This is a genomic window from Dactylosporangium sp. NPDC000555 (assembly GCF_040300025.1).
Lineage (GTDB): Bacteria > Actinomycetota > Actinomycetes > Mycobacteriales > Micromonosporaceae > Dactylosporangium.
Genome location: NZ_JBEPDB010000030.1, coordinates 39,543 through 65,500, shown reverse-complemented (window position 1 = coordinate 65,500; position 25,958 = coordinate 39,543). Strand labels below are relative to the sequence as shown.

Genomic DNA, 25,958 nt, shown 5'->3' with positions numbered 1-25,958 from the left:
GCGGCGCCTACAGTCCGATCGAGCGCGAGATGATCATCCGCTGGACCTCGGAGGTGCCCTCGCCGATCTCCAGGATCTTCGCGTCGCGGTACATCCGGCCGACCGGCGTCTCGTTCATGAAGCCATACCCGCCGTGCACCTGCGTCGCCTCCCGCGCGTTGACCATCGCCGCGTCGCTGGCCGAGAGCTTCGCGATGGCCGCCTGGCGCTTGAAGTCCCGCCCGTTGACGAGCCGGCTCGCCGCGTCGTAGTAGGCCAGCCGCGCGGTGTGCGCCCGGCTCTCCATGTCCGCGATCTTGAACTGGATCGCCTGGTACTCCCCGATCGCCCGGCCGAACGCCTGCCGCTGCCTGGCGTAGGCGACCGACTCGTCGACACAGCCCTGCGCGAGCCCGACGCCGAGCGCGGCGAACGCGACCCGGCCCTCGTCGAGGGTCCGCAGGAACTGCGCGTAACCGCGGCCCCGCTCGCCGAGCAGGTTCTCCGCCGGCACACGTACGTCGTCGAAGCTCAGCTCGTGGGTGTCGGACGCGCACCAGCCGACCTTGGAGTACCCGGGCTGGACGGTGAACCCGGGCGTGCCGCTCGGCACGATGATCGCCGACAGCTCCTTGCTGCCGTCCGGGTTGACGCCGGTCACCGCGGTGACCGTGACCAGCGCGGTGATGTCGGTGCCGGAGTTGGTGATGAAGGCCTTCGACCCGTTGATCACCCACTCGCCCGTCGCCCCGTCGAGCACCGCGCGGGTCTGGGTGCCGCCCGCGTCGCTCCCGGCGCCGGGCTCGGTCAGGCCGAAGGCGGCGAGGGCCTCGCCGGAGGTGAGCCTGGGCAGCCAGCGCTCCTTCTGCGCCGGCGTGCCGTACCGGAAGATCGGCATGGCGCCGAGCGAGATCGCGGCCTCCAGGGTCACCGCGATCGACGAGTCGACCCGGGCGAGCTCCTCCAACGCGATGCACAGCGCGAAGTAGTCGCCGCCCATCCCGCCGCAGTCCTCCGGAAAGGGCAGCCCGAACAGCCCCATCTTGCCCATCTGCCGGACCAGGTCATATGGGAAGGCGTGCCGCTCGTAGTAGTCGCCGATCACCGGGGCGACGACGTCGTGGGCGAAATCGCGCACGCTGGAGCGCAGCGCCTCGAGCTCCTCGGTAAGGGTGAAGTCAACCATCGTGAACCTCTTCTGGAAGTCGGCGCTTCAGACGGGTGTCACGCCGTGACGACGGCGGGAGAACGCGCGCTCCTTGCCCCGGGCCGCGGCGAAGCGGCGCACCAGCTCGCCCCGCAGCGCCGCCGGTTCCACGACGGTGTCCACGACGAGCTCGCTGGCCAGCCGCATGATGTCGATGTCGCGCTCGTAATCGGCGCGCTTCGCGGCGACGAACGCGGCGCGCTCGTCCTCGTCGGCGATCGCGGCGATCTTGTTGGCGTAAACGGCGTTGACGGCGGCCTCGGCGCCCATGACCGCGATCTTGGCGGTGGGCAGCGCGATCGTGGCGTCGGGCTCGAAGCCGGGGCCGGCCATCGCGTAGAGGCCAGCGCCGTAGGCCTTGCGCACGACCACGCAGATCTTGGGCACGGTCGCCTCGGAGATCGCCGTGATCATCTTGGCGCCGTGCCGAATAATGCCCTGCTTCTCCACCGCGGAGCCGACCATGAAGCCCGGCACGTCGGCGAGGAAGAGCAGCGGCACGTTGAAGGCGTCGCAGAGCTGGACGAACCGGGTCGCCTTGTCGGCGGAGTCGACGAAGAGCACGCCGCCCTTGAACATCGAGTTGTTGGCGACGACGCCGACGGTACGCCCTTCGAGGCGGCCGAGGCCGACGGTGAGCTCGCGCGCCCAGAGCGCCTGGATCTCGAAGAACGAGCCCTCGTCGAGCAGGCCCTTGACGACCTTGCGCATGTCGAAGGCCTGCCGCTCGTTGCCCGGGATCTCGGGCAGGCCGGTTTCGGCCCGCGCCTCGGCCGCCGGCGGCTCCGACGTCCAGCTGGACGGGAGGTAGGACAGATAGCGGCGTACGGCATCGATGGCTTCTTGTTCGGTCTTGCACAGAAAGTGCCCGACGCCGCTCTCGGCGCAGTGCACGCGCGCGCCGCCCATCGCCTCGAGGGTCGTCTTCTCGCCGGTGACCATCTCGACCATGCGGTCCGAGCCCAGATACATCGACGCGTTGCCCTCGACCATTGCCACGACGTCGCAGAACGCGGGAATGTAGGCGCCACCAGCGGCGGAGGGCCCGAAGAGTGCGCAGGCCTGCGGGATGCTGCCGCTGGCCCGCACCTGGGTGTGGAAGATGCGCCCGGCGCCGCGCCGGCCGGGGAAGAGCTCCACCTGGTCGGTGATGCGCGCACCGGCGGAGTCCACGAGGTACACCATCGGCACCCCGGTGGCGTAGGCCTTCTCAATGATCCGGATGATCTTCTCGACGGTCCGCGCGCCCCAGGACCCGGCCTTGACGGTCGAGTCGTTGGCCATGAGGCAGACCGGCCGCCCGTCGACCGTGGCCGAACCGGTGATCACGCCGTCGGCCGGCAGCCCGTCGGCCAGCGCGTTGGCGAACAGCCCGTCCTCGACGAAGGACCCCTCGTCGACGAGCAGGGCGACGCGCTCCCGGGCGAAGAGCTTGCCGCGCGCGGCGTTGGCCGCATGGTATTTCTCCGCGCCGCCGGCCTCGACCCGCTTGCGCGTCTGGTTGAGGGCATCACCCTCCATGCTGCGACCTCCGCGTCGGCTGCCTGAACGATCGTTCATACCTAACGATCGTTCAGGTTAGCCGACGCGGAGGCGAAGTTCCAACATTCGCGGCGGACCGCTCGCGGACACGGGTCGGCGTGCACCCCAGGGTCCGGGTACCCCCTGCGATCAGGGGGTACCGCTACCAGCGTCCGCAGGAGGTCAGCAGGAGTAGGCCAGCGCCCCGCCCGAGCTCGAGGCGTTCGAGAAGCCCAGCAGCGAGATGGCGTTGCCGCTGATGTTGATCGGCACCTGCAGCGTGGTGTTGAGCTGGTTGCCGTTGAGCAGGCCGGCGTTGAACCCGGTGGTCCAGTCGCCGCAGCCGCCCTTCACCGCGGTGGCCCCGCCGTTGCCCCGGCCGTTGCCCCGGCCGTTGCCCCGGCCGTCGTCGCCGTTGCCGTTGCCCGCGCCGTTGCCGTAGCCGCCGTCGCCGTTGTTCGACCCGTTGCCGTAGCCGGTGTGGTGCGCGGGGGACACGCCCGCGCCCGTGCCGTTGTGGCGCTTCTTGGCCTTGTTGGCGCGCTCACCCAGGTCGATGGCCTTGTGGCTCTTCTTGGTCGCCTTCTTGGCCGCCACCTTCTTGGTGTGCGCCGCCGACGCGTTGTTGGCCTTGACGTCGCTCGCGTCGCCGCTGACGTTGGTGTAGGCGTTGCTGTTGGCGTTGGTGCCCGGGCCGTAACCGCCGTTGCCCTGGCCGTTGCCGTAACCGCCGTCGCCATCCCCCCGGCCGTGGCCGTGGCCGTGGCCGTGACCGCGACCGTGGCCGTGGCCCGAGCCGTTGCCCTGGCCCCAGCCGTCGCCCTTGACCGCCGTGGCACCGCCGCCGCAGTTGGAGCTGGCGAAGCCGAGGATCGCGATCGAGTTGCCGCAGAGGTTGATCGGCAGCTGCAGCGTGGTGTCGAGCTGGTTGCCGTTGAGCAGGCCGGCGTTGTACCCGGTGGTGTGGTTGGACTCGGTGGTCGAGGCGCTCTCGCCCTTGACCGCCCACGCGCCACCCTGGCTGGACGCTCCCGCGAAGCCCAGCAGCGCGATCGCGTTGCCGCTGACGTTGACCGGCAGCTGCAGCGTGGTGTCGAGCTGGTTGCCGTTGAGCACGCCGGCGTTGTACCCGGTCGTCCAGTCCTCGGTCCGGTTCGCGACGCCCTCGGTGCCGTAGCGGCCGTTGGCCCCGGCGCTGTAGGCGCCGTTGTTCTGGCCGCCGTAGCCGCCGTTGCCGTTGCCGTTCCCGCCGTTGTGGCGGTGGGGGCGGCGGCCGTTGCCCCGGCCGTCGTTGTCGCCGGCGATGGCGCCCTTGACCGCGGTCGCCCCGCCGGTGCTGGATGCGCTGGAGAAGCCCAGCACCGACACGGCGTTGCCGCTGATGTTGACCGGGGCCTGCAGCGTGGTGTCGAACTGGTTGCCGTTCAGCACGCCGGCGTTGTACCCGGTCGTCCAGTCCTCGGTGGTCGCGCTCTCGGTGGCGGTGGCGCTCTCGGCCTTGACCGCCGTGGCGCCGCCGCCGCAGCTGGCGTCGGCGAAGCCGAGGACGGCGATGGAGTTGCCGCAGACGTTGACCGGGACCTGCAGCGTGGTGTCGAACTGGTTGCCGTTGAGCAGGCCGGCGTTGTAACCCGTCGTCCAGTCGGAGGCCTGCGCGGCCCCGCCCGAGACGAGCAGGAAGCCCGCGGAAAGCACGCCCACATTGAGCGACTTACGAACCCACGTCTTCATGTGGAAGTGAGACCCTTCGATAGTTTTCGATCCTCGGTACTGCAGAGATGGGCGCGGTACGGAGCCGCGAACCTGCGTGCGGGCAGGCTGTGCCCGGCTTCGCCCTGTCGACGTGCGCCCGGTGGTGCGTGGTGCGTGTTACGAGATGCCGCGATGTGGTCGACGCGGGTTCGCTGGGACCGAGGCTTGCGTTCCGGCTGCCCGCATGGCGTCGCGTCGGCTGGCCGGAAGGGCCTCAGTCGGGTGAGACTGTCGGCTTCTCGGCTGCGAGCAGCCGCAGTTCGACGTCCTCGACCGTCACCGGCCGGAAGGTCAGCACCTTCGTGCCGGCCGGTGCGGCGGGCAGCGCGACGGCGGCGCCACCGTCGTGGTTGAAGCCCGAGCCGGTGCTCGGCGCTCCCGAGGTGAGGCCGGCCGCCGGCGGCACTGGGACGGGCGCCGGGCGGGGCAGCAGCGGCACGTGGTGCGTACCCTGCGCTACGGTCCGGTCCGCGACCGGCTTGGCGTGCGAACCGCCGCGATCCTCGGCCGTCCGGAGGGCGGCGTGGAGGCGGTCGGCCGCACGGCCGGCGGCGACGGCCGGGTCGACGCCGGCAATGAGGCTGCCGGTCGCCGCGACGGTCATGTCGCCGGTGGATCCGTCGCGGACCGGCACGGCCTGGACGGCCGGCTCCTGCGTCCGCTTCGGATCGGTCCTGACGATGCCGGCCTTTGCCGGCCTCTTGGTGCTGGCAAACCTGGCGCCCGACGCGTCTGCCGTCGCCGAGCGGGCCGCGCGGTCCACGGTTTGGACCAGACCCTGCTTCGGGTACACCGTCCGGTGCACGGTCACGGATGCGGCGGCCTTGCCGGCCGGCGCGGCCACCGGACTCAGCAGCGTGAACACGGTGCTCGTGAGCAGATCACCGCGCTGGTGGTCGAGGCCCGGCCGCGGCCGGGCCGGACGGTGCTGAAGCGCCTGATGCTGGTCAGCCGTGTGGCTGCCGGCGTCGGTGCCGGCCCCGGCGAGCAGGCCGGTCACCGGTGCGAGCAGCCCGCCCGCCGGGGCCGGCTGCCGCTCGGAAGCGTCCGAGCCGTTCGAGGCGTGCGCCGCGGAGGCCGACAGCAGCCAGGCGACACCGACGAAACCGGCGACGACCAGGCCGCGGACGGCGTACCGAGCGCAGCGGGAAGCGGCCGGCGGCGAAGCCGTGCGCGGGTTGCGCTCGCTCCTCGACTGGGCCATGTCCGCCTCTCAGTACGGCTCAATGTCGGGCATAACACCCCACATGTGACTCTTTCCGTATTGAGCAACGAACCGCCCGGGCCGGGGACACGCCACAACAACGGGCGAATCGGGCACAAGCCTCACAGGGGGAGCCGCGGCCCCGCCTTCAGCACCCCGGACGGCAGCTCCCGACCGACGATCTCCTGCGCCAGCCGCGCCGCCGCGATGAGCGCCCCGAGGTCGATCCCGGTTTCGTACCCCATGTCGTGCAGCATGTGCACCACTTCCTCGGTGGCCACGTTGCCGGTCGCCCCCGGCGCGTAGGGGCACCCGCCGAGCCCGCCGACGCTGGCGTCGAACTCGGTGATCCCCAGCCGCAGCGCGGTCAGGACGTTGGCGAGCGCGGTGCCGCGCGTGTTGTGGAAGTGCAGCAGCAGCGGCAGGTCCGGGTGCCGGTCGCGGACGCGCCCGACGACCTCCTCGACCCGCCGGGGCGTGCCCATGCCGGTGGTGTCGCCGAACGCGACCCGGTCCGCGCCGTCGGCCACCACGCGGTCGACGATCCCGGCCACCCGCTCGGGCGCGACATCGCCCTCGAACGGGCAGCCGAAGCTGGTCGAGATGATCACCTCGGCGGTCGCGCCCGCCTGGTGTAGCAGGTCAATGAGGCCGGCGATGTCGTCCAGCGACTCGTCGGTCGACCGGTTGACGTTGCGCCGGTTGTGCGTGTCGGAGGCGGACACGACGACCTCGATCTCGGTGAACCCCGCGGCCAGCGCCCGCTCGGCGCCCTTGGTGTTGGGCACCAGGGCGGAGTAGCGCACGGCCGGGTCCTTGGCCGCGCGCTCCCAGACCTCGGCGGCGTCCGCCATCTGCGGGATCGCCTTCGGGTGTACGAACGAGACCGCCTCGATCCGCCGCACACCGGTCGCGGACAGCGCGTCGAGGAGCCGGACCTTGGCATCGGCCGGCACCGGGTCCTCGTTCTGCAGGCCGTCGCGCGGCCCGACCTCGCGGATCGACACGAAGCTCATGTCAGCCCTTCTTCGGTTCCCGCATCCTGCCCACGATGCCGGTGTCGTAATCGCCGGAGGTGAACTCGGCGTTGTCCAGCAGCTCTGTGAAGAACGGCAGGTTGACCTTCGGCCCGACGACCTCGAACCCGGCCACCGCGGCGCGCAGCTTCGCCAGCGCGTCGGCCCGGTCGGCGCCGTGCACGATCAGCTTCGCCATCAGCGAGTCGTAGTTCGGGGTGACGGTCATGCCGGCCGCGTACCCCGCGTCGACCCGCACCCCCTCGCCGGTTGGCTCGACCCAGGTCGTGATCGCGCCCGGGCCGGGCAGGAAGCGCTTCGGGTCCTCGGCGTTGACCCGGACCTCGATCGCGTGGCCGGTGACCGCCAGCGCTCCGGGGTCGAACGTCGGCTCGAGCCCGGAGGCGATCCGCAGCTGCTCCTCGACCAGGTCGACGCCGAACACCGCCTCGGTGACCGGGTGCTCGACCTGCAGGCGGGTGTTCATCTCCAGGAAGAAGAACTCGCCGCCGGCCGGGTCGAACAGGCACTCGACGGTGCCCGCGTTGCGGTATCCGACCGCCTCGCCGGCGCGCACGGCGGCGGCCAGCACTTCGGCGCGCTGCGCCGGGGTCAGCGCGGGTGACGGGGTCTCCTCGACGAGCTTCTGGTTGCGCCGCTGCACCGAGCACTCGCGCTCGCCGAGCGCGATCACCCGGCCGTCGGCCAGACCCAGGATTTGTACCTCGATGTGCCGCACCCGCGGGAAGTAGCGCTCGATCAGCACGGAGCCGTCGCCGAACACACGCTCCGCGAAGCCACGGACCTTGTCATACTCGGCGCGCAGGCCGTCGGCGTCGCTCGCGACGGCCATGCCCATGCCCCCGCCGCCGGCCGAGGCCTTGACCATCACCGGGAAGCCGATCCCGGTCGCGGCCTCCAGCGCCTCGTCGGCCGTGCGGGCCGGGTCGGTGGTGCCCGGCGCGACCGGCACTCCCGCGGCCGCCATCAGGTTACGAGCATTGATCTTGTCGCCCATCGCCGTAATCGCGTCCGGCCCCGGACCGACCCAGATCAGCCCGTTCTCCACCACCGCCGACGCGAACGCCGCGTTTTCCGACAGGAACCCGTACCCCGGGTGGATCGCCTCCGCGCCGGTCGCCTTCGCCGCGGCCAGGATCGCCTCGCTGTTGCGGTAGGACTGGGCCGGGTTGGCCGGGCCGATCAGCACGGCCTCGTCCGCCTCCGCGACGAACGGCAGCGCCGCGTCCGCCTCCGAGTGCACCGCGATCGTGCGAATCCCCAGACGGCGCGCGGTGCCGATGATCCGGCGGGCGATCTCGCCGCGGTTGGCGACGAGCAGCGATCTCAGCATTCGGACGCCCTCCTGTGGATAACTCTGTGGGTACGAATGCGGCAAGCCTGTGGATGGACCGGGCCGGATTCACCCGATTCACCCGGCGCCACCCCGGAGGGTTACCCCTGCAGCGCGGAGAGTGTCGCGGCCCGTAGCAGCTCGGCCCGGCGCACCCGGTCGACCTCGCCGCCCAGGAACGGGGTCGAGTTCATGAGACCGAACGCGGCGTGCGCCAGCACCCGGGCCTCGCCGTCGTTCAGCTCGCCGCCCCGCAGCGACGTGAGCGTGCCAACCCACTCTTCCACGTAAAGCCGCTGCAGACGGCGGATCTGCCGGCGCGGCTCCTCGGGCAGCCGGTCGAGCTCGTGCAGGTGCAGCGCGATGACCGCCGGATTCGCCAGCGCGAACTCCACATGGAAGTCAACGAGCGCGGCGAGCGCCGCCGCCGGGTCGCCACCGGACTCGGCGATGCGGGCCTGCCCGCCGGCCAGGAGCTGCTCGCTCACCGGGATCAGCGCCGCGACGAGCATCGCCTCCTTGCCGGCGAAGTGGTGATACAGCGCCGGCCCGGTGACGCCGGCCGCCGCGCCGATATCGTCCATGGAGACGCCGTGGTAGCCGCGCGTGGCGAAAAGCCCGACGGCGATCTCGAGGATCTCCTCCCGCCGGGAGCGCCGCCGCACCTGCTGGGCTGCCTGCTGACCAGCGGGTCCCGCACCGCGGGACTGAGCGGGCGGTCGGGCGACTTGCCGTTCCAGCGTCATGGGGAAAGCCTAACCTCGTGTCAACCCGAATAATGAACGATCGTTAAGTAAAATTACGCCTCATCATTGTGCCAGCGTCCGCATCACGCACCAATCGCAGCCCGCCGCGAGCGGGCGTTCGCTCAGTGCGCGCGGCCACGCGCGGGGGCGTGGCCCCCTACTGACTCAGGTATTCGCCACGGATGCGTTCGGCCTCGTCGGAGCGGCCCTGGGCCTCCAGCGACTCCGCCAGCATCCACGCCGAGTTCTGCTCGATCTGCGAACCCCGCGGCGCCGCGCCGAGCACCGATCGCAGCCGTGGCTCCGCGCCGGCCGGGTCGCCGAGGCGCATGAGGGACTCGGCGTGCAGAAAGTCGGCGTCGAGGGCATCGCCGAGCGAACCGATCGAGCGCAGGGCCTCCCCCGCGCCCGCGGAGCGGCGTGCGGCGTCGTCGAGCTGGCCGGCGCCGATGAGGACCCGGGCCGCGTCGCAGTCGAGCATGGCCCGCTGCCAGACCAGCCATTGCTCGGTGGCGTCGACGGTGCCGTCGAGCGAGCGCGACAGGGCATCGGCCTCCTCCAGCGCGGCGAGCGCGCCGCCCATGTCGCCGGCCCAGCGCAGCGCCAGGGCGCGCATCCTCCGGGTATACATCTCGGCCTGCACGACCCCCGCGGCCCGGAACGCCTCCGCCGCCGCGGCGAAGCGCTCCGCGGCCTGCGCATCCCGGTCGGCCTCGTAGAGCAGTTGCGCCGCCTCCTGCAGCATCCGGCCCCGGGTCGGCAGGTTGTCGTACCCGTCGAGATTGGTCGCGAGGGCCTCGAGCAGCCCGAGCGCGAGGTCGGTCTCGCCCAGCTCCTGGTAGATCCGCGACAGCATGTACCGCGTCTGGTCGGCGCTCTCCTGCGCCCCGGCCCGGTCGAGCACGTCGAGGGCGCTCTCCGCCGCCTCGGCCGCGTCGAGCGGCTGCCCGGCGTGGTGGTAGGCGGTGGCCAGGTCGTATCGCAGCTGCGCCGCTGGCAGGTCCTCCCCCTGCGCGACGTGGTCGGCGACCGCCTCGACGAGATCGTCGATCGCGTCCGCGGGGCGGTCGCCGGCCAGCCGCGCCCGGGCCCGCCCGACCAGCGCCGACAGCCGGAACGACCGGTCGACGGCGAGGGCCAGGGCGGCGTCGAACGACGCGACCGCCTCGTCAAAGCGCTCGAGGCTGCCCAGCGCGTGCGCGCGGATCAGCGAGGGGATGCCCGCCGGCGGCGGCGTGCCGAGCGCCGCGTAGTGCTCTAGCGACTCGTCCGCGCTGGCCACGGCCTCGTCGTAGCGCTCGAGCACGAGCAGGGCGCGGGCGCGGCGGGCGCTCAGCTCGGCGCGCAGCGACGGACGCTCGGGCCCCTCGGCGATCGCCGCGTCGACCGCCGCGAGCGCTTCCTCCACGCGCTCGAGCCCCAGCAGCGCCGACTCCGCCCGAAGCCGCGCCTCGGCCCGCAGGTCGGCGTCGGCGCCCTCGTGCGCGACGATCCGCTCGATCAGCGCGACGAGCTCGGCGAGCATCTCCTCGTCCGCCTGGCGGGACAGCACCGCCCGGGACTGCGCGGCCAGCGCCGCCAGCTCCTCGCCGAGGGCCCGGTGGGCGGCGGCGACCTCGAGGAACAGCGCCTCGGCGGCCGGGCCGCCGTCGTCCCGGATGGCGATCAGCCGAGCGCGCCCGTCGAGCCGGCGCACGGCCAGCTCGGGCGGCGGCTCCGGGAGCAGTTCGTCGAAGCGCTCGAACGCGGCGGTCGCGGCGTCCACGCGGTGCTCCTCGTAGAGCTGCCAGGCCCGGTCGAGCAGCGCCGCCGGGTCGCTGGGCAGCTCCCGCTCCGCCCGGGCGGCGACGGCGGCCGGGGCCTCGGCGCGGCGACGGGCGACGGCGCTCAGCGGGAGGTGCTCGACGAGCGGCCGCGCGCCGATGGTCGCCTCGATGCGACCGGAGATCGAGGAGGTGCCGTTGCGCTCGTCGAACTTCGCGGCCCAGTCGCGGGCGCGTGCCGCGAGCCGCGCGCCCAGCTCGCCGGCCATGGTGTCGCCGAGAGGCAGTCCCGGATCGAGCCGGCCCAGCAGCAGCGCGGCGTTGGCCGAGAACCACATGTCGGCATGCGGGCTGGGCGAGCGCTCGAGCCACGGCAGGTGCCGCTGGACGAGCTCGAGGCCGCGGGTCTCGTTGCCGGTCCGCGCACAGAACGCGATGTGCTCACCGATGCTCTGCATGTCCGCGAGGTTGCCGCGCAGCCGCCGATACGCCTGACGGTGCGCGTCCGCGGCCTCGCTCAGCCGCCCGGTGCGCGCATACGGCACCATCAGCGAGGTCAGGATCGACTGTGGCTGCTCGACGCAGGTCAGCCGCCCGGCGAGGACCGCCTGGGCCATCTCGACCGCCTCCTCGTCGCGGCCCAGGCCGACCAGGTGGTCGACCTTCTGCCCCGGGTCGCAGCCGGCGCAGTCGGAGTTCTGGTCGCGGGATGCGGCGTTCCACTTGGCATACCAGTCCTCCGCCGCCGGGTCACCCAGGTGCTCGGCGACCTGATATCGGTATGCGTAGACCGCGTGCAGGCTGTGCCCGCCGGCCCGGAAGCGGCGCTCCATGTCGTCGAGGACGTCGTAGGTGCGCGCCAGCGGCACGGCCGGGAACTTCAGCAGCCCGTTGATCATGTATTTGAAGTGCCACAGCAGCGTGTGCTCGTCTTCGCGGTCGAAGCGCTCGGGGTGCGCGTCATACTCGGCCCGGCACCACGAGAAGGTGACGAACGACTTGGCCGGCTCGCCGCCGTGCACGTAGGCGGTCGTCGCGAACAGCCGCGAGGCGAGGCGCAGCTCGTCGTGCCCGCCCGCGTCGGCGTGCTGCATGACCTGCTCGACGAGCGCGATCTGGGCGCCGCCGTAGGGCATGTGGTAGGCCTCGCGGAGCAGCGACCACAGCTCTTCTTCACTCTTCATGTCCGACCGCCTTGTTGAGCAGGCCCAGGAACGAGCCGTTGAGCAGCGCGGCGTCGGCCGGCCGCAGCGGATGGTGGCCGAGCAGCAGGGCCTGGCCGTAGAGCCCCTCGACCGCCAGGCGGACCAGGTCGGCATCGGCGATCTCGGTGACCCGCCGCACGAGCGGGTTGCGGTAGTTGAGCACGAGCTGGGAGCGGTCCTGCTCGTCGGTGCGGGCCAGCGCGTCGAGGACGTCGGCCCACACGTCGTCGACCCGCTCGCGGGTCGCCCGCAGCTCGGCGGCGAACGAGGCGGCGCGGCTGGTGAGATACATCGCCGGGACCCCGGCCGGGTCGTAGGAGCGCAGCACGACCTCGCAGCCGAGCCGATCCAGCGCCCGCTGTGCCAGCTGCAGGAACGGCCGCTTGGCCAGCTCCACCTCCGGCTCTAGGGCGTCGAAGGCGGTGCTGAGGTCGCCCGGCTCGACCCGCTCGATGAGCGCGCCCGGCTCGACCTGCGGCAGCCGCTCGATGATCTCGGTGTCGTAGATGTAGCCGGCGTTGACCAGCGCCATCCCCTGCGCCGCGGCGACGGCGCCGATCTGGCGGAACTCGTCGAGCTGAGCCGAATAGCGCACCAGGCCGTGCTGCGCGCGGAAGTCGGCCAGCGTCATCCGGCCGGTGTTGGTCTCCATCGGCCACCAGCGCTCGACCAGCCGCAGCATCTCGTCGTCGTGCAGCGCGAGCGCCTTGACGCCGAGGTGGTGCACGTCGAGGAACTCGCCGAGCCGGCGCGGGTTGCGCCCGGCGAGGCTCATCAGCCAGCCCCGCAGCTGGTCGCCCAGCGCCTCGCGGGTGGCCTCCAGCAGCGAGTCCTCATACAGCGCCTCGCGGCTGGCGGTCGGGCGCAGCTCGCCGACGTCGATCACGCAGCGGGCGAAGAAGGCCCACGGCGGCAGCAGCCCCTCGGCGCCCTCGGCGAGCAGCATCCGCTTGAGATACACCCGATGACCGGCCCGCGCCGCCGGGTTGGCGGGCGTCGGCAGCACGAACGCGACCCCGGTCAGCCCGGCCGCCGGCACCGACAGGTCGATCACGTCGAAGGGGACGAACCCGAAGACCTCCCGGCAGTACTCCTGGAGCCGCTCCCGCCGCCCCGACCCGCCCGCCTGCCACGGCGGCCCCTCGCCGCTGACCGGCACGCCGGCGACCTCCACCCGGACCGGCAGCAGCGACCCGTAGAGCGAGGCGAGCTCGGCCACGGTCCGCCGCCGCAGCCAGTCCTCGGCGTCGCGGCGCGGCACCAGCGTGACCGTGGTGCCGATCTCGGCCCGCCGCAGGTCCTCGGTCTCGACGCTGTAGCGGCCGTCGGCGAACCCGCGCCACAGCACCGCCGGGGCGCCCTCCGCGCGGGTCAGCACCCGGATCTCGTCGGCGACCAGGAAGCAGGAGAGCAGCCCGATGCCGAACTGGCCGAGGAAGTCGTGCCGGGCGAAGCCGAGGTCGTCACGCTTGGAGCTGCGCCCGATGGTGGCCAGGAACTGGTGCACCTGCTCCTCGGTGAGCCCGATGCCGGTGTCGATGATCCGCAGGGTGCCGTCGCCGGTGACGTCCGGCGGCTCGATACGGATCACGGGGAGCGGCCCGGGACCGCCCGAATCCGGGCCGGCCGACCGGCGCGCGGTGATCGCGTCGACGGCATTCTGCAGCAGCTCCCGGACATACACCCGGGGGCTCGCGTAGAGGTGGTGGCTGAGCAGGTCGACGACGCCGCGCAGATCCACTTGGAACGTCCGATCCACGCGGGCACGCTACCGCGTGGGTCTGACATTTCCTGCCCCGTGGCCCGGAGCAGCCGTTCGGCCGGAAGATCGGGAGTCAGTAGTGGCCGGGCGGGGCGGACTGGATGGGAGAGGCCGAATTTCGCCCGAATGGATCGACGCCGGCAAACCGCTACCCAAATGGTCCCAGAGTCCACGATCACAGTACGTGACCATTGGCCGATCGCGCAGGCGAATGTCCCATATTGACGAGCACCTGGGTCAATGGGCGGGTGATATCCTGTATGAGCTGCGGGTGCACATGATCCAACCCACCCCTCATCCGGCCGTATGAAGGTTTTTCGGCGCCGTCGGGGGTAACAATGTGTCCATGTCACACCCAGCCGCGACCTATCGACTCGGTATCGTGTCGACCTATCTGCCACGCCATTGCGGTCTTGCGACGTACACCGCGGACCTGCGCGAGGCACTGGGAGTCGCCACCGACGATCTGGAAACAGTCGTCGTGGCCATCGACCGTGACGGGCTCACCTACGGCGACGAGGTCGTCGCCACCATCAACCAGGACCGCATCGAGGACTACTCCGCGGCGGCCCGCGTCCTGCGCGAGGCCGGCGTCCAGGTCGTGCTGATCCAGCACGAGTACGGGATCTTCGGCGGGCCGGCCGGCTCGCACCTGCTGGAGCTGACCCGGGCGCTCAACGCCTGCGGGATCCCGTATCTGCTGACCCTGCACACCGTGCTGCCCCAGCCCTCGCCGGAACAGGCCGCCACGCTGCGGGCGCTGTGCGCTCGTGCGGCCCGGGTGACGGTATTCACCGAAACGGCCCGCCGGGTCGCCATCCGCACCGGCGTCGCCGCCGGGCACCAGCTCGTCGTCGTGCCGCACGGGGCGCCCGAGGCGATGCGCCGCCCACCGGAGACCTCGACGCTGCGGCCCGGGCTGCGCGACCTGCTCGACACGGTATGGGGCAAGCCGACGCTGACCACGTTCGGGCTGCTGGGCAAGGGCAAGGGCATCGACATCGCGATCGACGCGCTGGCCGAGGTGGTCAAGAAGCACCCGGACGTGCAGTACATCGTGGCCGGCACCACCCATCCCGAGATCAAGCGGCAGGAGGGCGAGGCCTACCGGGAGGGTCTGCAGAAGCAGGTCCAGCAGCTGGGCCTGGCCGGCAATGTCCACTTCGTCGACGCTTTCCTGGGCCTCGATGAGCTGTCGGCGATTTTGCACGCCAGCACGCTCTTCGTCACGCCGTACCGCCAGCCGGAGCAGATCTGCTCGGGCGCGCTCACCTTCGCCCTCGGCGCCGGGCTGCCGGCCGTGTCGACCGCGTACAGCTACGCCGAGGACATGCTCGCCGGCGGCGCCGGCCGGGTGGTGCCGATCGGCGACGGCGGCGCGCTCGCCGCGGAGATCATCGACCTGCTCGACGACCCGCGCGCGCTGGCCGCGGCCAAGGCCGTCGCCGAGGCGTGCGCGTCCTGGCTGCCCTGGCCCGCCGTCGCGGCCCGCGAAGCGGACCTGTTCATCGACGTCGTACGCCAGGCCGAGGCCGCCTCGTCCCGCCCCGGCCACGCGACGGCCGCCGCGCCGGTGCTCAACCTCGACCACCTCGACCGGCTCACCGACGAGATCGGCATCATCCAGTTCTCCCGCGGCCCCAACCCGGACTCCTCCTCGGGGTACTGCGTCGACGACGTCGCGCGGCTCGCGATCGTGGCGGCGGACCTGCTCGCGGTCGGCACCGACGCGCGGCAGACGGCGCTGGCCACCCGGTGGCTGCGGCAGTCGATCCGGTTCCTCACCGCCGCCTACGACCCGTCCGGCGCGATGCACAACGTGCTCAGCTACGGCGGCACCTGGCAGGACTGGCCGCACATGGGCGACCACGTCGGGCGGACGGTCTGGGCGCTGGGCGTGCTGGTGGGCACTCCCGCCGTACCGGATGACATCAGAAGGCCGGCGTCGGCGCTGCTGGACGAGCTGGGCCCGCGCACCGAGGCGCTGCCCGGGCTCGGCCTGCGGTCGGCCGCGTACGCACTGATCGGCCTCGCCCGCGCCGGCCGCGTCGAACAGGCGGCGCCGCTGCTGGCGCGGCTCGACGAGGCGCTCGTCGAGACGTCGGCGGTCGACCCGGCCTGGCGCTGGTTCGAGCCCCAGCTCACCTACGACAACGCACGCCTGCCGCAGGCCATGCTGCTCGGCGCGGCGCTGCTGGAGGACGACGCCGCGGCCGCCCGGGCCATCGCCGCGCTCGACTGGTACGTGCAGCACGTGGGCCTCGCCGACGGCACCCTGCGCTGCGTCGGCAACCACTGGCACCGCCGCGGCGAGCCGCCGGCGCTGTGGCTGGCCAACGACGGCGACGAGCAGCCGATCGACGCCGCGGCGATCACCGAGGCGCTCGTCGACGCGTGGCAGCACGCGGCCGAGCCGCACCTGGCACGGCTGGCGGGCTGGGGCTTCACGTGGTTCCTGGGGCGCAACCGCGTCGGGGCCCGGCTCTACGTGGACGCCACCGGCGCCTGCCATGACGGTTTGTCTGCTACTGAGCCAAATGGGAACCAGGGAGCCGAGTCCACGCTAGCCTATTACCAAGCGCTCCTGAGCCTCCTCAGGGCCGGTTTGGCCGCGTTGCCGCACCCCGTGGCGGCCACGACGCCGGTTCCGACCGCCCTGCCGGTCGCCACATTGTCCAAACCCACGAACAAGGGACGCGTGGTGGGCCGGGCGTCGGCGGGGTTCAGCGCGACCGCCAAACCGCCCCGTCTGCGCACCACGGAGGACCATTCCGATGCACTTTGACGCGGAGCTGTTCCACCGGGAAGCCGCCAATCCCCTACTCGGCGCCGGGGACTGGCCCTATCCGATCAACAGCGTCTTCAACCCCGGCGCCTGCATGCACAACGGCGACACCGTCCTGCTCTGCCGGATCGAGGATCGCCGTGGCATCTCGCACCTCACCGTCGCCCGCAGCAAGGACGGGCGGACCAACTGGGTCGTCGAGGGCAAGCCGCTCATCGCCGACGACCCGACCGACGCGCACAGCTGCTGGGGCGTGGAGGATCCCCGGATCACCTACGTCGAGGAGCTGGGCGGCTACGTGATCGCGTACACGGCGTACGGGCCCGGTGGCCCGTGCGTCGCGCTCGCGAGGACCGAGGACTTCCTGTCCGTGGAGCCCCTGGGCATCGTGATGCCGCCCGAGGACAAGAACGCATCGCTGCTGCCGCGCAGGATCGACGGCAGCTACGTGCTCTTCCACCGGCCGGTGTCGGTGCTGTCCGCCCGCGCCGACGTGTGGCTGTCCAAGTCGACCGACCTACGCTCCTGGACCACCCCCGAGCCGGTCATGCAGTCGCGCTCCGGCCCCTGGTGGGACGCCACCCGGATCGGGATGGGCCCGCCCCCGATCGAGACCCCCCACGGCTGGCTCGCCGTCTACCACGGCGTCAAGGCGATGGTCGCAACGTCCATATACCGCGTCGGGCTGGTCATGCTGGACCTCGACGACCCGACCAAGGTCATCCGGCGTACCCCGAGCTGGGTGCTCGGCCCCGAGGCCGACTACGAGCGGACCGGCGACGTGCCTAACGTGATCTTCCCGACCGGCCTCGTCCACGACGAGTCCCGCGACGAGCTGCGCCTCTACTACGGCGCCGCCGACCTCACCGTGGCCATGGCGAGCGCCCGATACTCGGAGGTCGTCGACTACCTGGTCTCGCTGCCTCCCGAGGACGAGTGAGTCACCGGGGCCGCGCGTCCAGCGCGGCCCCGGTGCTTTTCACCCCGGCTGCGGGCTCGGCTTCACTTCGGCTCGGAGCCCTTGACCACGGGCACGCGGACCAGGTTGCCCCACTCCGTCCACGAGCCGTCGTAGTTGCGCACCTGGTCGTAGCCCAGCAGGTGGGTCAGCACGAACCAGGTGTGGGACGAGCGCTCACCGATGCGGCAGTACGCCACGACGTCGTCGTCCTTGCGCAGGCCGAGCTCGTCGGCGTAGATCTGGCGCAGCTGGTCGGCCGGCTTGAAGGTCCCATCGTCGCGGGCGGCCTGCTTCCACGGCTTGCTGACCGCGCCCGGGATGTGCCCGCCGCGCAGCGCACCCTCCTGGGGGTAGTCCGGCATGTGGAGCAGTTCGCCCGTGTATTCACCCGGCGACCGCACGTCCACCAGCGGACGGCCGGCCTTGATGTGCTCCATGACGTCCTCGCGGAACGCCCGGATCTGGTCGTCGTTGCGCGGTACGACCGGATATTTCGTGGCCTCGCGGGCCGGGACCTCCCTCGTGACCGGACGCCCCTCCGCGATCCACTTGGCCCGACCACCGTCGAGGATGCGCAGGTCGCGGTGGCCGAACAGGGAGAACACCCACAACGCGTAGGTGGCCCACCAGTTGAAGTTGTCGCCGTAGAACACGATCGTGTCGTCGGCGCCGATGCCCTTGGCACCGCAGAGGGCGGCAAACCCCTCGGGGTCGACGTAGTCGCGGGTGATCTGGTCGTTGAGCTCGGTGTGCCAGTCGACCTTGACCGCCCCGGGGATGTGTCCGGTGCCGTAGAGCAGCACATCCTCGTCCGACTCGACGACGACCAGCCCCGGGTCGTCGAGATGCTCGGCGAGCCACGCGGTGGTGACCAGCCGGCCCGGGTTCGCATACGCGCCCAGCTCGGGCGCTGGATCGGAAGCAACAGGCATGATTCCGACCCTAGCGCTCCACCGGGCGGCTTCAGCCCTTCTTGCGCCCGGCCCACCACCGCCCCTTCCGGGCGAATCACCCTGCCGAGCTTGGCTCGTTTCAGCCCTCGTTGAGCGGAGCCAACTCGGGCCGTTTCGCGGTCACCATGTCGCCCGACGAGCGGCCGGTCAGCCGCCGCTTCACCCACGGCGCCAGGTGCTGGGTGGCCCACCTCGCGTCGGCCGCCTTGCGCGACATCCAGGACAGTTCCTCGGGCGGCAGCGGCGCGGCCAGCCAACCCGGGTCGCACGTCACCCCCAGCTTCGTCAGCACGTGCGCCGCCACCCGCCGGTGACCGGCGGCTGACAGGTGCAGCCGGTCGATGCCCCACAGCCGCGGGTTGGCGAACTCGGGGTCGTCCCACAGGCTCACCACGTGCGCGCCGTGCTTCGCCCCGACCGACTCGATCGCCGTGTTGAACAGGTCGACCCGCGGACGGAGCATCTTGCCGCCCGGCATCCTGCCCGTGAGATCGGCAAAGCGGAACAGCACCACGTCGGCCCCGGTCGCGCGCAGCTTCTCGATCGTCCTGTCGAACCGCGCGATGAGCTTGTCCGGCTCGAACGACCGCCGTAGCGCATCGTTGCCCCCACCGGCGAACGAGATCAGGTCCGGCTTCATGGCGACCGCGAGCGGCACCTGCTCGGCGGCGATGTTGTCGAACAGCCGGCCGCGCACGGCAAGATTGGCGTACCGAAACTCGGCAACGTTCTCGGCCAGCACCCCGGCGACGAGGTCGGCCCAGCCGCGATACCCCGGCCCGTCCGGCCGCGGATCGTCAAGCCCCTCCGTGAAGCTGTCGCCGACCGCCACAAAACTCGCCCATCGCGCCACGTCTATTCCTCCCCGTCCGTCCGTCCCGGTCGTCCCCGTTTCGCATCCTGTCAGTGCCCCTGGACCGGCGAAAGCAAGTTTGGCCGAGACCACACTGCCCGGCAGTTCTCGGTCGGCGCGCACTTCGCGCACGGCGGGTTACGCACCGAATGACTGAAGTCACTATCACGAGGGTTGGTAAGGTCTCGAAATGATCCTCGCGCCCTACCACCTGGATGAACGTCTGCACGGTCTCGAGGTCGATCTGCCGGAGCCACCCGACACCGTGGTGACCGCCGAACTGCCCGAAGGCGACGTCTGGGCGCGGCTCGCCACGCTGTACGACCGCGTGGCGGACCGGGTGGCCGCCGAGGTCACGGCGGGCGGGCGGCCCGTGGTCGTGTCCGGTGACTGCACCACCTCGCTCGGGACGATGGCCGGCCTGCAGCGCGCCGGCGTGGAGCCGGGCGTGGTCTGGCTCGACGCGCACGGCGACGTGCAGACGCTGGAGACGACGACCTCCGGGTACATCGGCGGCATGCCGCTGCGGATTCTCGTCGGATATCGACCGGAGCTCATCGCCGCACGGCTCGGCCTGCGACCCGTGCCCGAGGAGCGGGCGGTGCTCGTGGACGCCCGGGATCTCGACCCCGCCGAGGCCGAGTATCTCGCGGGTGCGCGGATCCAGCGGTACGACATCGAAAACGTCCGGACGCCCGACGGACCGTTGCTGGTCCACGTCGACCTGGACATCGTGGATCCGGCCGACGTTCGAGGGTTGCTGTTCCCCGTCGGCGGCGGCCCGTCCGCGGCGGCGGTCGTGAAAGCGGTCGCGGGCCTGGTGGCAACGGGCCGGGTCGTGGCGCTGAACATCGGGTGCACATGGCGACCGGACGGCGGCGACGAGCGGCGACGGGAATTGGTCACCGCCCTTGCTCAGGGTCTCTAAAGCAAACCCACACGGTTTCCAACCCAAAGTGATCAAGGAAATGCGGAGTGCACTCGCGGCGCGCGAACCCGCGCGACGATTGGCCGAACGCGTGACCCACGAATCGCTTGTCTAGGGAATATTGGAGACCGTGAGAGGACGGCATCGGGCGACGGACCTGAGGAACAACGGGTTCACCGCCCTCGCGGCCGGCATGATCCTTCCCCTCGTCGCCATCGGTGCCGTCTACGGCGGATATCGGATCATGTCGACGTCGGGCTGCACGGGGACGGTGCGCCTGTCCGTTGCCGCGAGCCCGGAGATCGCGCCGGTCATCAAGGACGCCACGGCCAGCTGGGTGAAGACCGGGCCGCGCGTCGAAAACGAGTGCGTCGCGGTCGACGTGACGGCCGTCGCCTCCGCCGAGGCCGCAGCCGCGGTCGCTGGCGAGGGCGGAGCCACCGTGCCCGGGCTCGGCCAGGCCGACGGCAAGACGCAGGTACCGCATATCTGGATCCCCGACTCCTCCATGTGGCTGCAACGGATGCGCTCCGCCCGCGAGGACCTCGTGCCGCTGGCCGCCCCGTCGCTGGCCCGCAGCCCGATCGTGCTGGCCGCACCGGAGCCGACCGCGAAGTCGCTGGGCTGGCTGGAGAACCGGGTGACCTGGAAGCAGGTGCTCGAACAGATCGTCGGCGACACCCGGATCAACCCCGGCATCGTCGACCCCAACCGCGACTCGGTCGGCATATCGACCCTGGTGGCCATGGCCTCGGTGCGCGACCAGTTCGGGCCGGAGGGCGACTCGCTGACCGTCGGAGCGGTGAAGTCGCTCATGTCCGGCAAGTCGGAGCAGCAGTCCGGCCTGGTCGCGCGCTTCCCCCGCGACTCCGACCCGAAGACGCTCGCCACGGCGGTGACGCTCGCGCCGCTGTCGGAGCAGGCGCTGCACACCTACAACGCGGCCAGCCCGGCGGTGCCGCTGATCGCCGTGTATCCCGACCCGGCCCCCATCGCGCTGGACTTCCCGTACACCGCGATGCCCCGCCTGTCGCCCAACCGGGCCGCCGCGGCCGAGCAGTTACGCAAGGCGCTCACGGGCGCCTCGTTCCGCAACCTGCTGGCCCAGCACCAGCTGCGCGCCAACGACGGCACGGTCGGCACGGGCATGACGCTCAGCCCGAGTGCGCCGGTCGGCGGGCAGGTCACCCCGGTACCCGAGCCCGCGGTGGTCTCGAAGGCCCTGCAGATGTGGGTCGAGATCACGCAGCCGTCGCGCATGCTCGCCGTCATCGACGTCTCGGCGACCATGAAGTCGCCGGTGTCCGGCGCCGGCGGGCCGACCAAGGAGCAGGTCGCCGTCCAGGCCGCCCAGGGCGGCCTGGACCTGTTCCCCGATACGTGGGCCGTCGGGCTCTGGTGCTTCTCCACCAACATGCCCGGCGGCCATGACCATCAGGAGCTCGTGCCGATCGGCCCGCTGACCTCGCAGCGCGACCAGTTACGCGGCGCGATCGGCGGCCTCAAGCCCAACCCGAAGGGCGGCAGCGGGCTGTACGACACGATCCTCGCCGCCTACCTGACCGTGCAGCAGGGCTGGGACCCCGGCCGGGGCAACTCGGTCGTGGTCGTGACCGGCGGCCTCAACAACAACCCGGGCGGGCTCTCGCTGGACGCGCTGATATCTTCGCTGCAGAAGGCGGAGCGCGCGGACCAGCCCGTACAGATCATCATCATCGGCGTCGGCACCGGGGTGAACGAGGCCGAGATGCAGAGGATCGTCGACGCCACGGGCGGTGCGGTCTTCGTCGCGTCCGACCCCTCGAAGATAGGTGAGATCTTCATGAAGGCGCTCGCGCTGGACGACGGGCGCTGACGTTGCGCCTCGATCTCTCCCCCGCGCTGACCACACCCTCGCTGCTCGCCCCGCCGGTGCGCGACGCCCTGCCGCGCCTGTCTGACGCGGCGGCCGTGCGGGTCGCGCCGATCGACCCCGAGCTCGCCGACACCGCGGCGTTCTGTGCGGCGTACGACGTGAAGCTCGAACAGTCCGCGAACTGCGTGATCGTCCTGGGCAAGCCCGCCGGCATCTACGCCGCGTGCGTGGTCCTCGCGACCACGCGCGCTGACGTGAACGGCGCGGTGCGCCGGCTGCTGGGGGTGCGCAAGGCGAGCTTCGCGCCGATGGACGAGGCCGTCGGCATTTCCGGGATGCAGTACGGCGGAATCACGCCGATAGGCCTGCCCGAGGACTGGCCCGTGTTCGTCGACGCGCGGGTGCCCGCCGTCGCGGACGCGGTCATCGGCAGCGGGCTGCGGGCCAGCAAGATCGTCCTGCCCGGCGCGCTGCTCGCGTCGCTACCGGGCGCCACCGTCGTGGACGGCCTGGCGCAATGACACCTGGTTCTTGAGCCGCTGCAGGATCGCCGTGCCGCCGCGCACCCGCAGCGGGCTGATCGCGTTGGCCAGTCCCATGCGCTGGTAGAGGTCGTTGGGCACGGCGAGCACCTCGTCGACGCTCGCACCCTCGAGCCCCTCGGCCAGAATCCCGGCGAACGCGCGGGTGGTCGGGGCCTCGGGCGGGCAGTCGAAGTGCAGCTCCACGGCCCCCTTCGGGGTGACGTCCGCCTTCAGGAAGAACGGCGTCTGGCACTCCGGCACCTGCTCCATGCCGGCGTGACCCTCGAGCTCGGGCGGCAGCGGGCGGACCGCGTCCGCATACTCCAGCAGCATCTCCAGGACCACGTCCCGCGGCGCGGAGGCGAACTCGTCGACGATCGCGGTCAGCTTGTCGGGCATCTCCACACTGCTAACGTACCGCTGTGCCGTTGCTCGCCGAGGATGTCGTACCTCCCGGAACACTCGCCACGATGCCGCAGCCGGCGCTTCCCGCCGACGGCCTGACCCTGCGCCCGTGGCGCGCCGAGGACCGCCCGGCCGTGGTCGCCGCCTACGCGGACCCGGCCATCCAGCAGTGGCACTGTCGCACGATGAACGACGACGAGGCCGCGGCCTGGCTGTCGGCGTGGCCCTCGCGCTGGCGCGCCGAGTCGGGCGCCGGCTGGGCCGTGACCGACGGCGAAGAGGTGGTCGGCCAGGTCAGCCTGCGCACCCTCGACCTTCCAGCCGGCCTCGCCGAGGTGTCGTACTGGGTGCTGCCCTCCCGCCGCGGCCTCCGCATCGCGCCGCGCGCCCTGGCCGCGCTCACCGCCTGGTCGTTCGGCTCGCTGGGCCTGCACCGCATCGAGCTGCGCCACTCGGTCTCCAACCCCAACTCGTGCCGGGTGGCCACGCTGGCCGGCTACGCACCCGAGGGCGTCCAGCGCGGCGGATGCATGCACCCGGACGGCTGGCACGACATGCACCTGCACGCGCGCCTCGACACCGACCCCTGAGGCCGGCGCCGAGGGCGCGCTTGCCGCTGATCTACTTGTTCGGCTCGGCCCTGCTGATCCCGCCCAGCACCGAGTCCGGGTCGATCTCCTCGGCCAGGTCACCGACCGACACGATGCCGACCAGGCCGTTGGCGTCATCGCAGACCAGGACCCGGCGTACGGCCTGGTCTCGCATGAGCAGTGCGACCGACTGGATCGAGTCCTCGGGCCGGACCATCACAAGGTGCTTGCTCAGGATCTCACCGATCGTCGTGGCCGCGGGGTCGCAGCGCTCCGCCACCGCCCGCACGACGATGTCACGATCGGTGACCAGCCCGGTGAGCTCGGGCCCATCCGCCACCACCACGTCGCCGATATCCTGCTCGCGCATGGTCCGCGCGGCCTCGGCCAGCGTGGTCTCGCTGGGCAGGTAGACCACGTCCGTGGTCATCACGTCCCGGACCGTCTGCATCGTCATGGCTTGACCTCCCGACATTCAAATGCAGACGTGGTACCCAGTGTGCCGTGCGCTTAACGATCGTGTGCCCGGTGTGATTCTTGGATAGAAGATCTTGCTTGCCGGCTCAACCAGAGCGACGTCCTGGCGTCATACCCTCGTGACGGTGACGGGGGCGCTGCGAGAGGCGGGCCGGGCGGCGATGCTGGAAGACGCGCGACGCGACTTCTTCACGGCAAACTACGCCCGCCTCGCCGGCTGGGTGCGCCGGCAGGTCAACGACGACGAGACCGCGCATGACATAGCCGCGGAGGCGTTAGCGCCGCGCGCTCAGCCTCGCCGCCACCGACCAGCGCGACGGCCCGGACGGGCGGCCCGACCGGGGCGGCGACCTGCGCGCGATGCTCGAGCCGCTGCCGGAGCACCAGCGCACCGCGCTGCTGCTGCACTATCTCGCCGGCTTCTCGGTCCGGGAGGTCTCGGCGATCGTCGGACGCCCGGAGGGCACGGTGAAATCGGATCTGTTCCACGCGAAGGCGCGCATCCGAGCGGAACTGGGTGGCACCGATGATTGATCCCGACGACCACTTCGACGACCAGTTCGAGGGTTGGCTGGACCGGCACCGGGTCGAGCCGCTGAACCCCGCGCCCGGGGTCTACGAGCGGGTCACCCGCTCCGCCCGCCGCCGGCGCACGGTGCGAGTGACCGCCGTCGCCGCCGCTGTGGCAGTGACGCTCACCGGCGTCACGGGCGTCGGGTACCGGATCGCCACCGGACCCGGCCCCGTGCTCCCGCCTGGCGCCTCGGCGTCACCGTCGCCCCCCGCTCCGCCGTCGCCCGAACCACCCCCGTTCTCGCACTCACCGGAGCCGGCGGTCACGGGGTCCAGCGGCACCTTCCCGTCCTCGCCCACGACGAGCACATCGCAGTCGTCGCAGTCATCACGGTGCCGGACCGGGGACCTGAAGGTGACCGGTCAGGGCGCGCCCGGCGGCGGGGCGGCCGGAAGCCTGTACATGTGGCTGGTGTTCACCAACGTCTCCAGCCGGACCTGCACCCTGCACGGCTACCCGGGAGTGTCCACAGTGACCGGACCCTCCGGACAGCAGATCAACGACCCCCTGAAGCGCTCGACGTTCGTCAAGCCAACCCAGGTCGTACTGGCACCACGCGGAGTCGCGCACGCGACGGTACGGCAGGGACAACCGGAGCAGTTCGAGCCCGAGTGCCACACGGTGGACGTCGCCGGGTTCCGCGTGTACCCGCCCGACGAGACGGTCTCAGTGTTCGTGCCATGGTCCGGAAAGGCATGCTCAACCAAGGGCATCAACGTAGGCGAGGTCTGGCCGGTCGTGGCCGGACTCAGCGAGTGACGGCCGCCACGGCGTCCCGGCCACGGCACATCGCGCCAGCGTGCCGGGACCGCCGTGGTGACTGGATACGATCACCGCCCAAACGGATTCTCATTTCCCCAGGTCACATGCCGTTGGCGGAGTCGAGGGGACTCGAACCCTAGCCCGTGAGCTGGGCGAGCGTTGTCAGTGATTTTGGTCGTTTGACAGCGCTCGCCCAGACTCTCTTTACCGGATTGGCTGGTAGACCTGGCCCCCGGCACGAAGCTCGACATCGTCCGAGACCCAACAACGCACAGGGCTTCCCGTCAGGGGCTGCAGCGCCCGACGGTCATGCGGCACGATGCATGGATGGCCGACAGGAAAGACCGATCACGCGCCCCCAGCCCGGTTGAGGTGATCCGGACAGCGGTCATCTGGTTCGTGATCGGCGGACTCGGGGTTATGGCGCTCTTCTACGGACTGAACTTCATCGCGTACCTCGTCCTGCCCGATCGGTGGCTCGACGCGGACTAGCTTTACGCAGTTCACCACCGCCTTAGTCGCGGGAGTGGGCGAAGTTGCGGGCGGCAGGCTGACCGAACACGGAACACGCGGGGCTCCACGCGCTACGGCACTTCGCCACCGCGCTGATCATGAGGGAGCCGCAGGAGGTACAGCGGGCGCTACGACACAAGTCGCTGAGCCTCACGATGGAGACCTACGTCGGCTGGTGGCCGGAGCGGATCAAGACACGCGACATCATCAGCCGGGCGCTCACTGCGGCGCAGCGATCGCAAAATCAGCGCTGAGATTTACCCGGCTTA

At 71.4% G+C, this 25,958-nt stretch carries 23 protein-coding genes; 10 read left to right on the top strand and 13 right to left on the bottom strand.

The window, feature by feature from the left end:
- Positions 1–7: 7 nt before the first annotated feature.
- The 9 genes from ABT297_RS19805 to ABT297_RS19765 all read right to left on the bottom strand — a co-directional run bounded on the left by ABT297_RS19805 (position 8) and on the right by ABT297_RS19765 (position 13,506).
- A complete protein-coding gene (locus ABT297_RS19805; RefSeq protein WP_350551386.1) occupies positions 8–1,165 on the bottom strand; it encodes an acyl-CoA dehydrogenase family protein in 1,158 nt (385 codons plus the stop codon).
- Between the two features lie 27 nt (positions 1,166–1,192).
- Positions 1,193–2,707 (bottom strand): acyl-CoA carboxylase subunit beta, encoded by a 1,515-nt coding sequence (locus ABT297_RS19800; protein ID WP_350551383.1) that lies wholly within the window; start codon positions 2,705–2,707, stop codon positions 1,193–1,195.
- Between the two features lie 183 nt (positions 2,708–2,890).
- Positions 2,891–4,438: a chaplin family protein gene (locus tag ABT297_RS19795; RefSeq protein WP_350551380.1), complete on the bottom strand. Its 1,548-nt coding sequence runs from the start codon at positions 4,436–4,438 to the stop codon at positions 2,891–2,893.
- A 235-nt stretch (positions 4,439–4,673) separates the two neighbouring features.
- Complete coding sequence (locus ABT297_RS19790; protein ID WP_350551378.1) at positions 4,674–5,663, bottom strand: hypothetical protein; 990 nt, start codon at positions 5,661–5,663, stop codon at positions 4,674–4,676.
- A 122-nt stretch (positions 5,664–5,785) separates the two neighbouring features.
- Positions 5,786–6,679: a hydroxymethylglutaryl-CoA lyase gene (locus tag ABT297_RS19785; protein ID WP_350551375.1), complete on the bottom strand. Its 894-nt coding sequence runs from the start codon at positions 6,677–6,679 to the stop codon at positions 5,786–5,788.
- A 1-nt stretch (position 6,680) separates the two neighbouring features.
- Positions 6,681–8,033 carry an acetyl-CoA carboxylase biotin carboxylase subunit gene (locus tag ABT297_RS19780; RefSeq protein WP_350551373.1) on the bottom strand — a complete coding sequence of 451 codons (1,353 nt, stop codon included), beginning with the start codon at positions 8,031–8,033 and terminating at the stop codon, positions 6,681–6,683.
- A gap of 101 nt (positions 8,034–8,134) precedes the next feature.
- A complete protein-coding gene (locus ABT297_RS19775) occupies positions 8,135–8,779 on the bottom strand; it encodes a TetR/AcrR family transcriptional regulator (protein WP_350551370.1) in 645 nt (214 codons plus the stop codon).
- Positions 8,780–8,936: 157 nt separating this feature from the next.
- A complete protein-coding gene (locus ABT297_RS19770) occupies positions 8,937–11,726 on the bottom strand; it encodes a hypothetical protein (RefSeq protein WP_350551367.1) in 2,790 nt (929 codons plus the stop codon).
- Positions 11,716–13,506 (bottom strand): HSP90 family protein, encoded by a 1,791-nt coding sequence (locus ABT297_RS19765; protein ID WP_350551364.1) that lies wholly within the window; start codon positions 13,504–13,506, stop codon positions 11,716–11,718. Before ABT297_RS19765 ends, ABT297_RS19770 begins: the two co-directional genes overlap by 11 nt.
- Before the next feature lie 349 nt (positions 13,507–13,855).
- Here ABT297_RS19765 and ABT297_RS19760 point away from each other — a divergent pair, with 349 nt between their 5' ends.
- Together ABT297_RS19760 and ABT297_RS19755 are read left to right on the top strand one after the other, a co-directional pair.
- A complete protein-coding gene (locus ABT297_RS19760; protein ID WP_350551361.1) occupies positions 13,856–16,294 on the top strand; it encodes a glycosyltransferase in 2,439 nt (812 codons plus the stop codon).
- The gene (locus ABT297_RS19755) at positions 16,284–17,234 is read left to right on the top strand and encodes a glycoside hydrolase family 130 protein (RefSeq protein ID WP_350551359.1); all 951 of its coding nucleotides are present in this window, start codon (positions 16,284–16,286) and stop codon (positions 17,232–17,234) included. Before ABT297_RS19760 ends, ABT297_RS19755 begins: the two co-directional genes overlap by 11 nt.
- A gap of 62 nt (positions 17,235–17,296) precedes the next feature.
- Here the strand turns inward: ABT297_RS19755 and ABT297_RS19750 are convergent, their stop codons facing one another.
- Together ABT297_RS19750 and ABT297_RS19745 are read right to left on the bottom strand one after the other, a co-directional pair.
- Positions 17,297–18,187 (bottom strand): sulfurtransferase, encoded by an 891-nt coding sequence (locus ABT297_RS19750; RefSeq protein WP_350551356.1) that lies wholly within the window; start codon positions 18,185–18,187, stop codon positions 17,297–17,299.
- Positions 18,188–18,287: 100 nt separating this feature from the next.
- The gene (locus ABT297_RS19745; protein WP_350551353.1) at positions 18,288–19,061 is read right to left on the bottom strand and encodes an SGNH/GDSL hydrolase family protein; all 774 of its coding nucleotides are present in this window, start codon (positions 19,059–19,061) and stop codon (positions 18,288–18,290) included.
- A 190-nt stretch (positions 19,062–19,251) separates the two neighbouring features.
- Between ABT297_RS19745 and ABT297_RS19740 the strand changes: the two genes are divergently transcribed.
- From ABT297_RS19740 to ABT297_RS19730, 3 genes are all read left to right on the top strand, one after another.
- Positions 19,252–19,989 (top strand): arginase family protein, encoded by a 738-nt coding sequence (locus ABT297_RS19740; RefSeq protein WP_350551350.1) that lies wholly within the window; start codon positions 19,252–19,254, stop codon positions 19,987–19,989.
- A gap of 130 nt (positions 19,990–20,119) precedes the next feature.
- The gene (locus ABT297_RS19735) at positions 20,120–21,844 is read left to right on the top strand and encodes a substrate-binding domain-containing protein (RefSeq protein ID WP_350551347.1); all 1,725 of its coding nucleotides are present in this window, start codon (positions 20,120–20,122) and stop codon (positions 21,842–21,844) included.
- A 2-nt stretch (positions 21,845–21,846) separates the two neighbouring features.
- Entirely contained in the window at positions 21,847–22,365 is a 519-nt protein-coding gene (locus tag ABT297_RS19730) for a YbaK/EbsC family protein (protein WP_502885596.1), read from the top strand.
- Here ABT297_RS19730 and ABT297_RS19725 read toward each other — a convergent pair.
- Positions 22,327–22,767 carry a SufE family protein gene (locus tag ABT297_RS19725; protein ID WP_350551441.1) on the bottom strand — a complete coding sequence of 147 codons (441 nt, stop codon included), beginning with the start codon at positions 22,765–22,767 and terminating at the stop codon, positions 22,327–22,329. The two genes, ABT297_RS19730 and ABT297_RS19725, sit on opposite strands and share 39 nt — an antisense overlap.
- 23 nt (positions 22,768–22,790) lie before the next feature.
- Between ABT297_RS19725 and ABT297_RS19720 the strand changes: the two genes are divergently transcribed.
- Entirely contained in the window at positions 22,791–23,363 is a 573-nt protein-coding gene (locus ABT297_RS19720) for a GNAT family N-acetyltransferase (RefSeq protein WP_350551344.1), read from the top strand.
- A 31-nt stretch (positions 23,364–23,394) separates the two neighbouring features.
- On the opposite strand, the gene ABT297_RS19715 is transcribed toward ABT297_RS19720, so the two are convergent.
- Positions 23,395–23,820 carry a CBS domain-containing protein gene (locus ABT297_RS19715; protein WP_350551342.1) on the bottom strand — a complete coding sequence of 142 codons (426 nt, stop codon included), beginning with the start codon at positions 23,818–23,820 and terminating at the stop codon, positions 23,395–23,397.
- A gap of 380 nt (positions 23,821–24,200) precedes the next feature.
- Between ABT297_RS19715 and ABT297_RS19710 the strand changes: the two genes are divergently transcribed.
- The 4 genes from ABT297_RS19710 to ABT297_RS19695 all read left to right on the top strand — a co-directional run bounded on the left by ABT297_RS19710 (position 24,201) and on the right by ABT297_RS19695 (position 25,943).
- Positions 24,201–24,374 (top strand): RNA polymerase sigma factor, encoded by a 174-nt coding sequence (locus ABT297_RS19710; RefSeq protein ID WP_350551339.1) that lies wholly within the window; start codon positions 24,201–24,203, stop codon positions 24,372–24,374.
- Entirely contained in the window at positions 24,367–25,173 is an 807-nt protein-coding gene (locus ABT297_RS19705) for a DUF4232 domain-containing protein (protein WP_350551337.1), read from the top strand. The genes ABT297_RS19710 and ABT297_RS19705 overlap by 8 nt, the downstream gene beginning before the upstream one ends.
- Positions 25,174–25,503: 330 nt before the next feature.
- A complete protein-coding gene (locus tag ABT297_RS19700; RefSeq protein WP_350551335.1) occupies positions 25,504–25,668 on the top strand; it encodes a hypothetical protein in 165 nt (54 codons plus the stop codon).
- A gap of 119 nt (positions 25,669–25,787) precedes the next feature.
- Positions 25,788–25,943 (top strand): hypothetical protein, encoded by a 156-nt coding sequence (locus ABT297_RS19695; protein WP_350551332.1) that lies wholly within the window; start codon positions 25,788–25,790, stop codon positions 25,941–25,943.
- Positions 25,944–25,958: the final 15 nt, after the last annotated feature.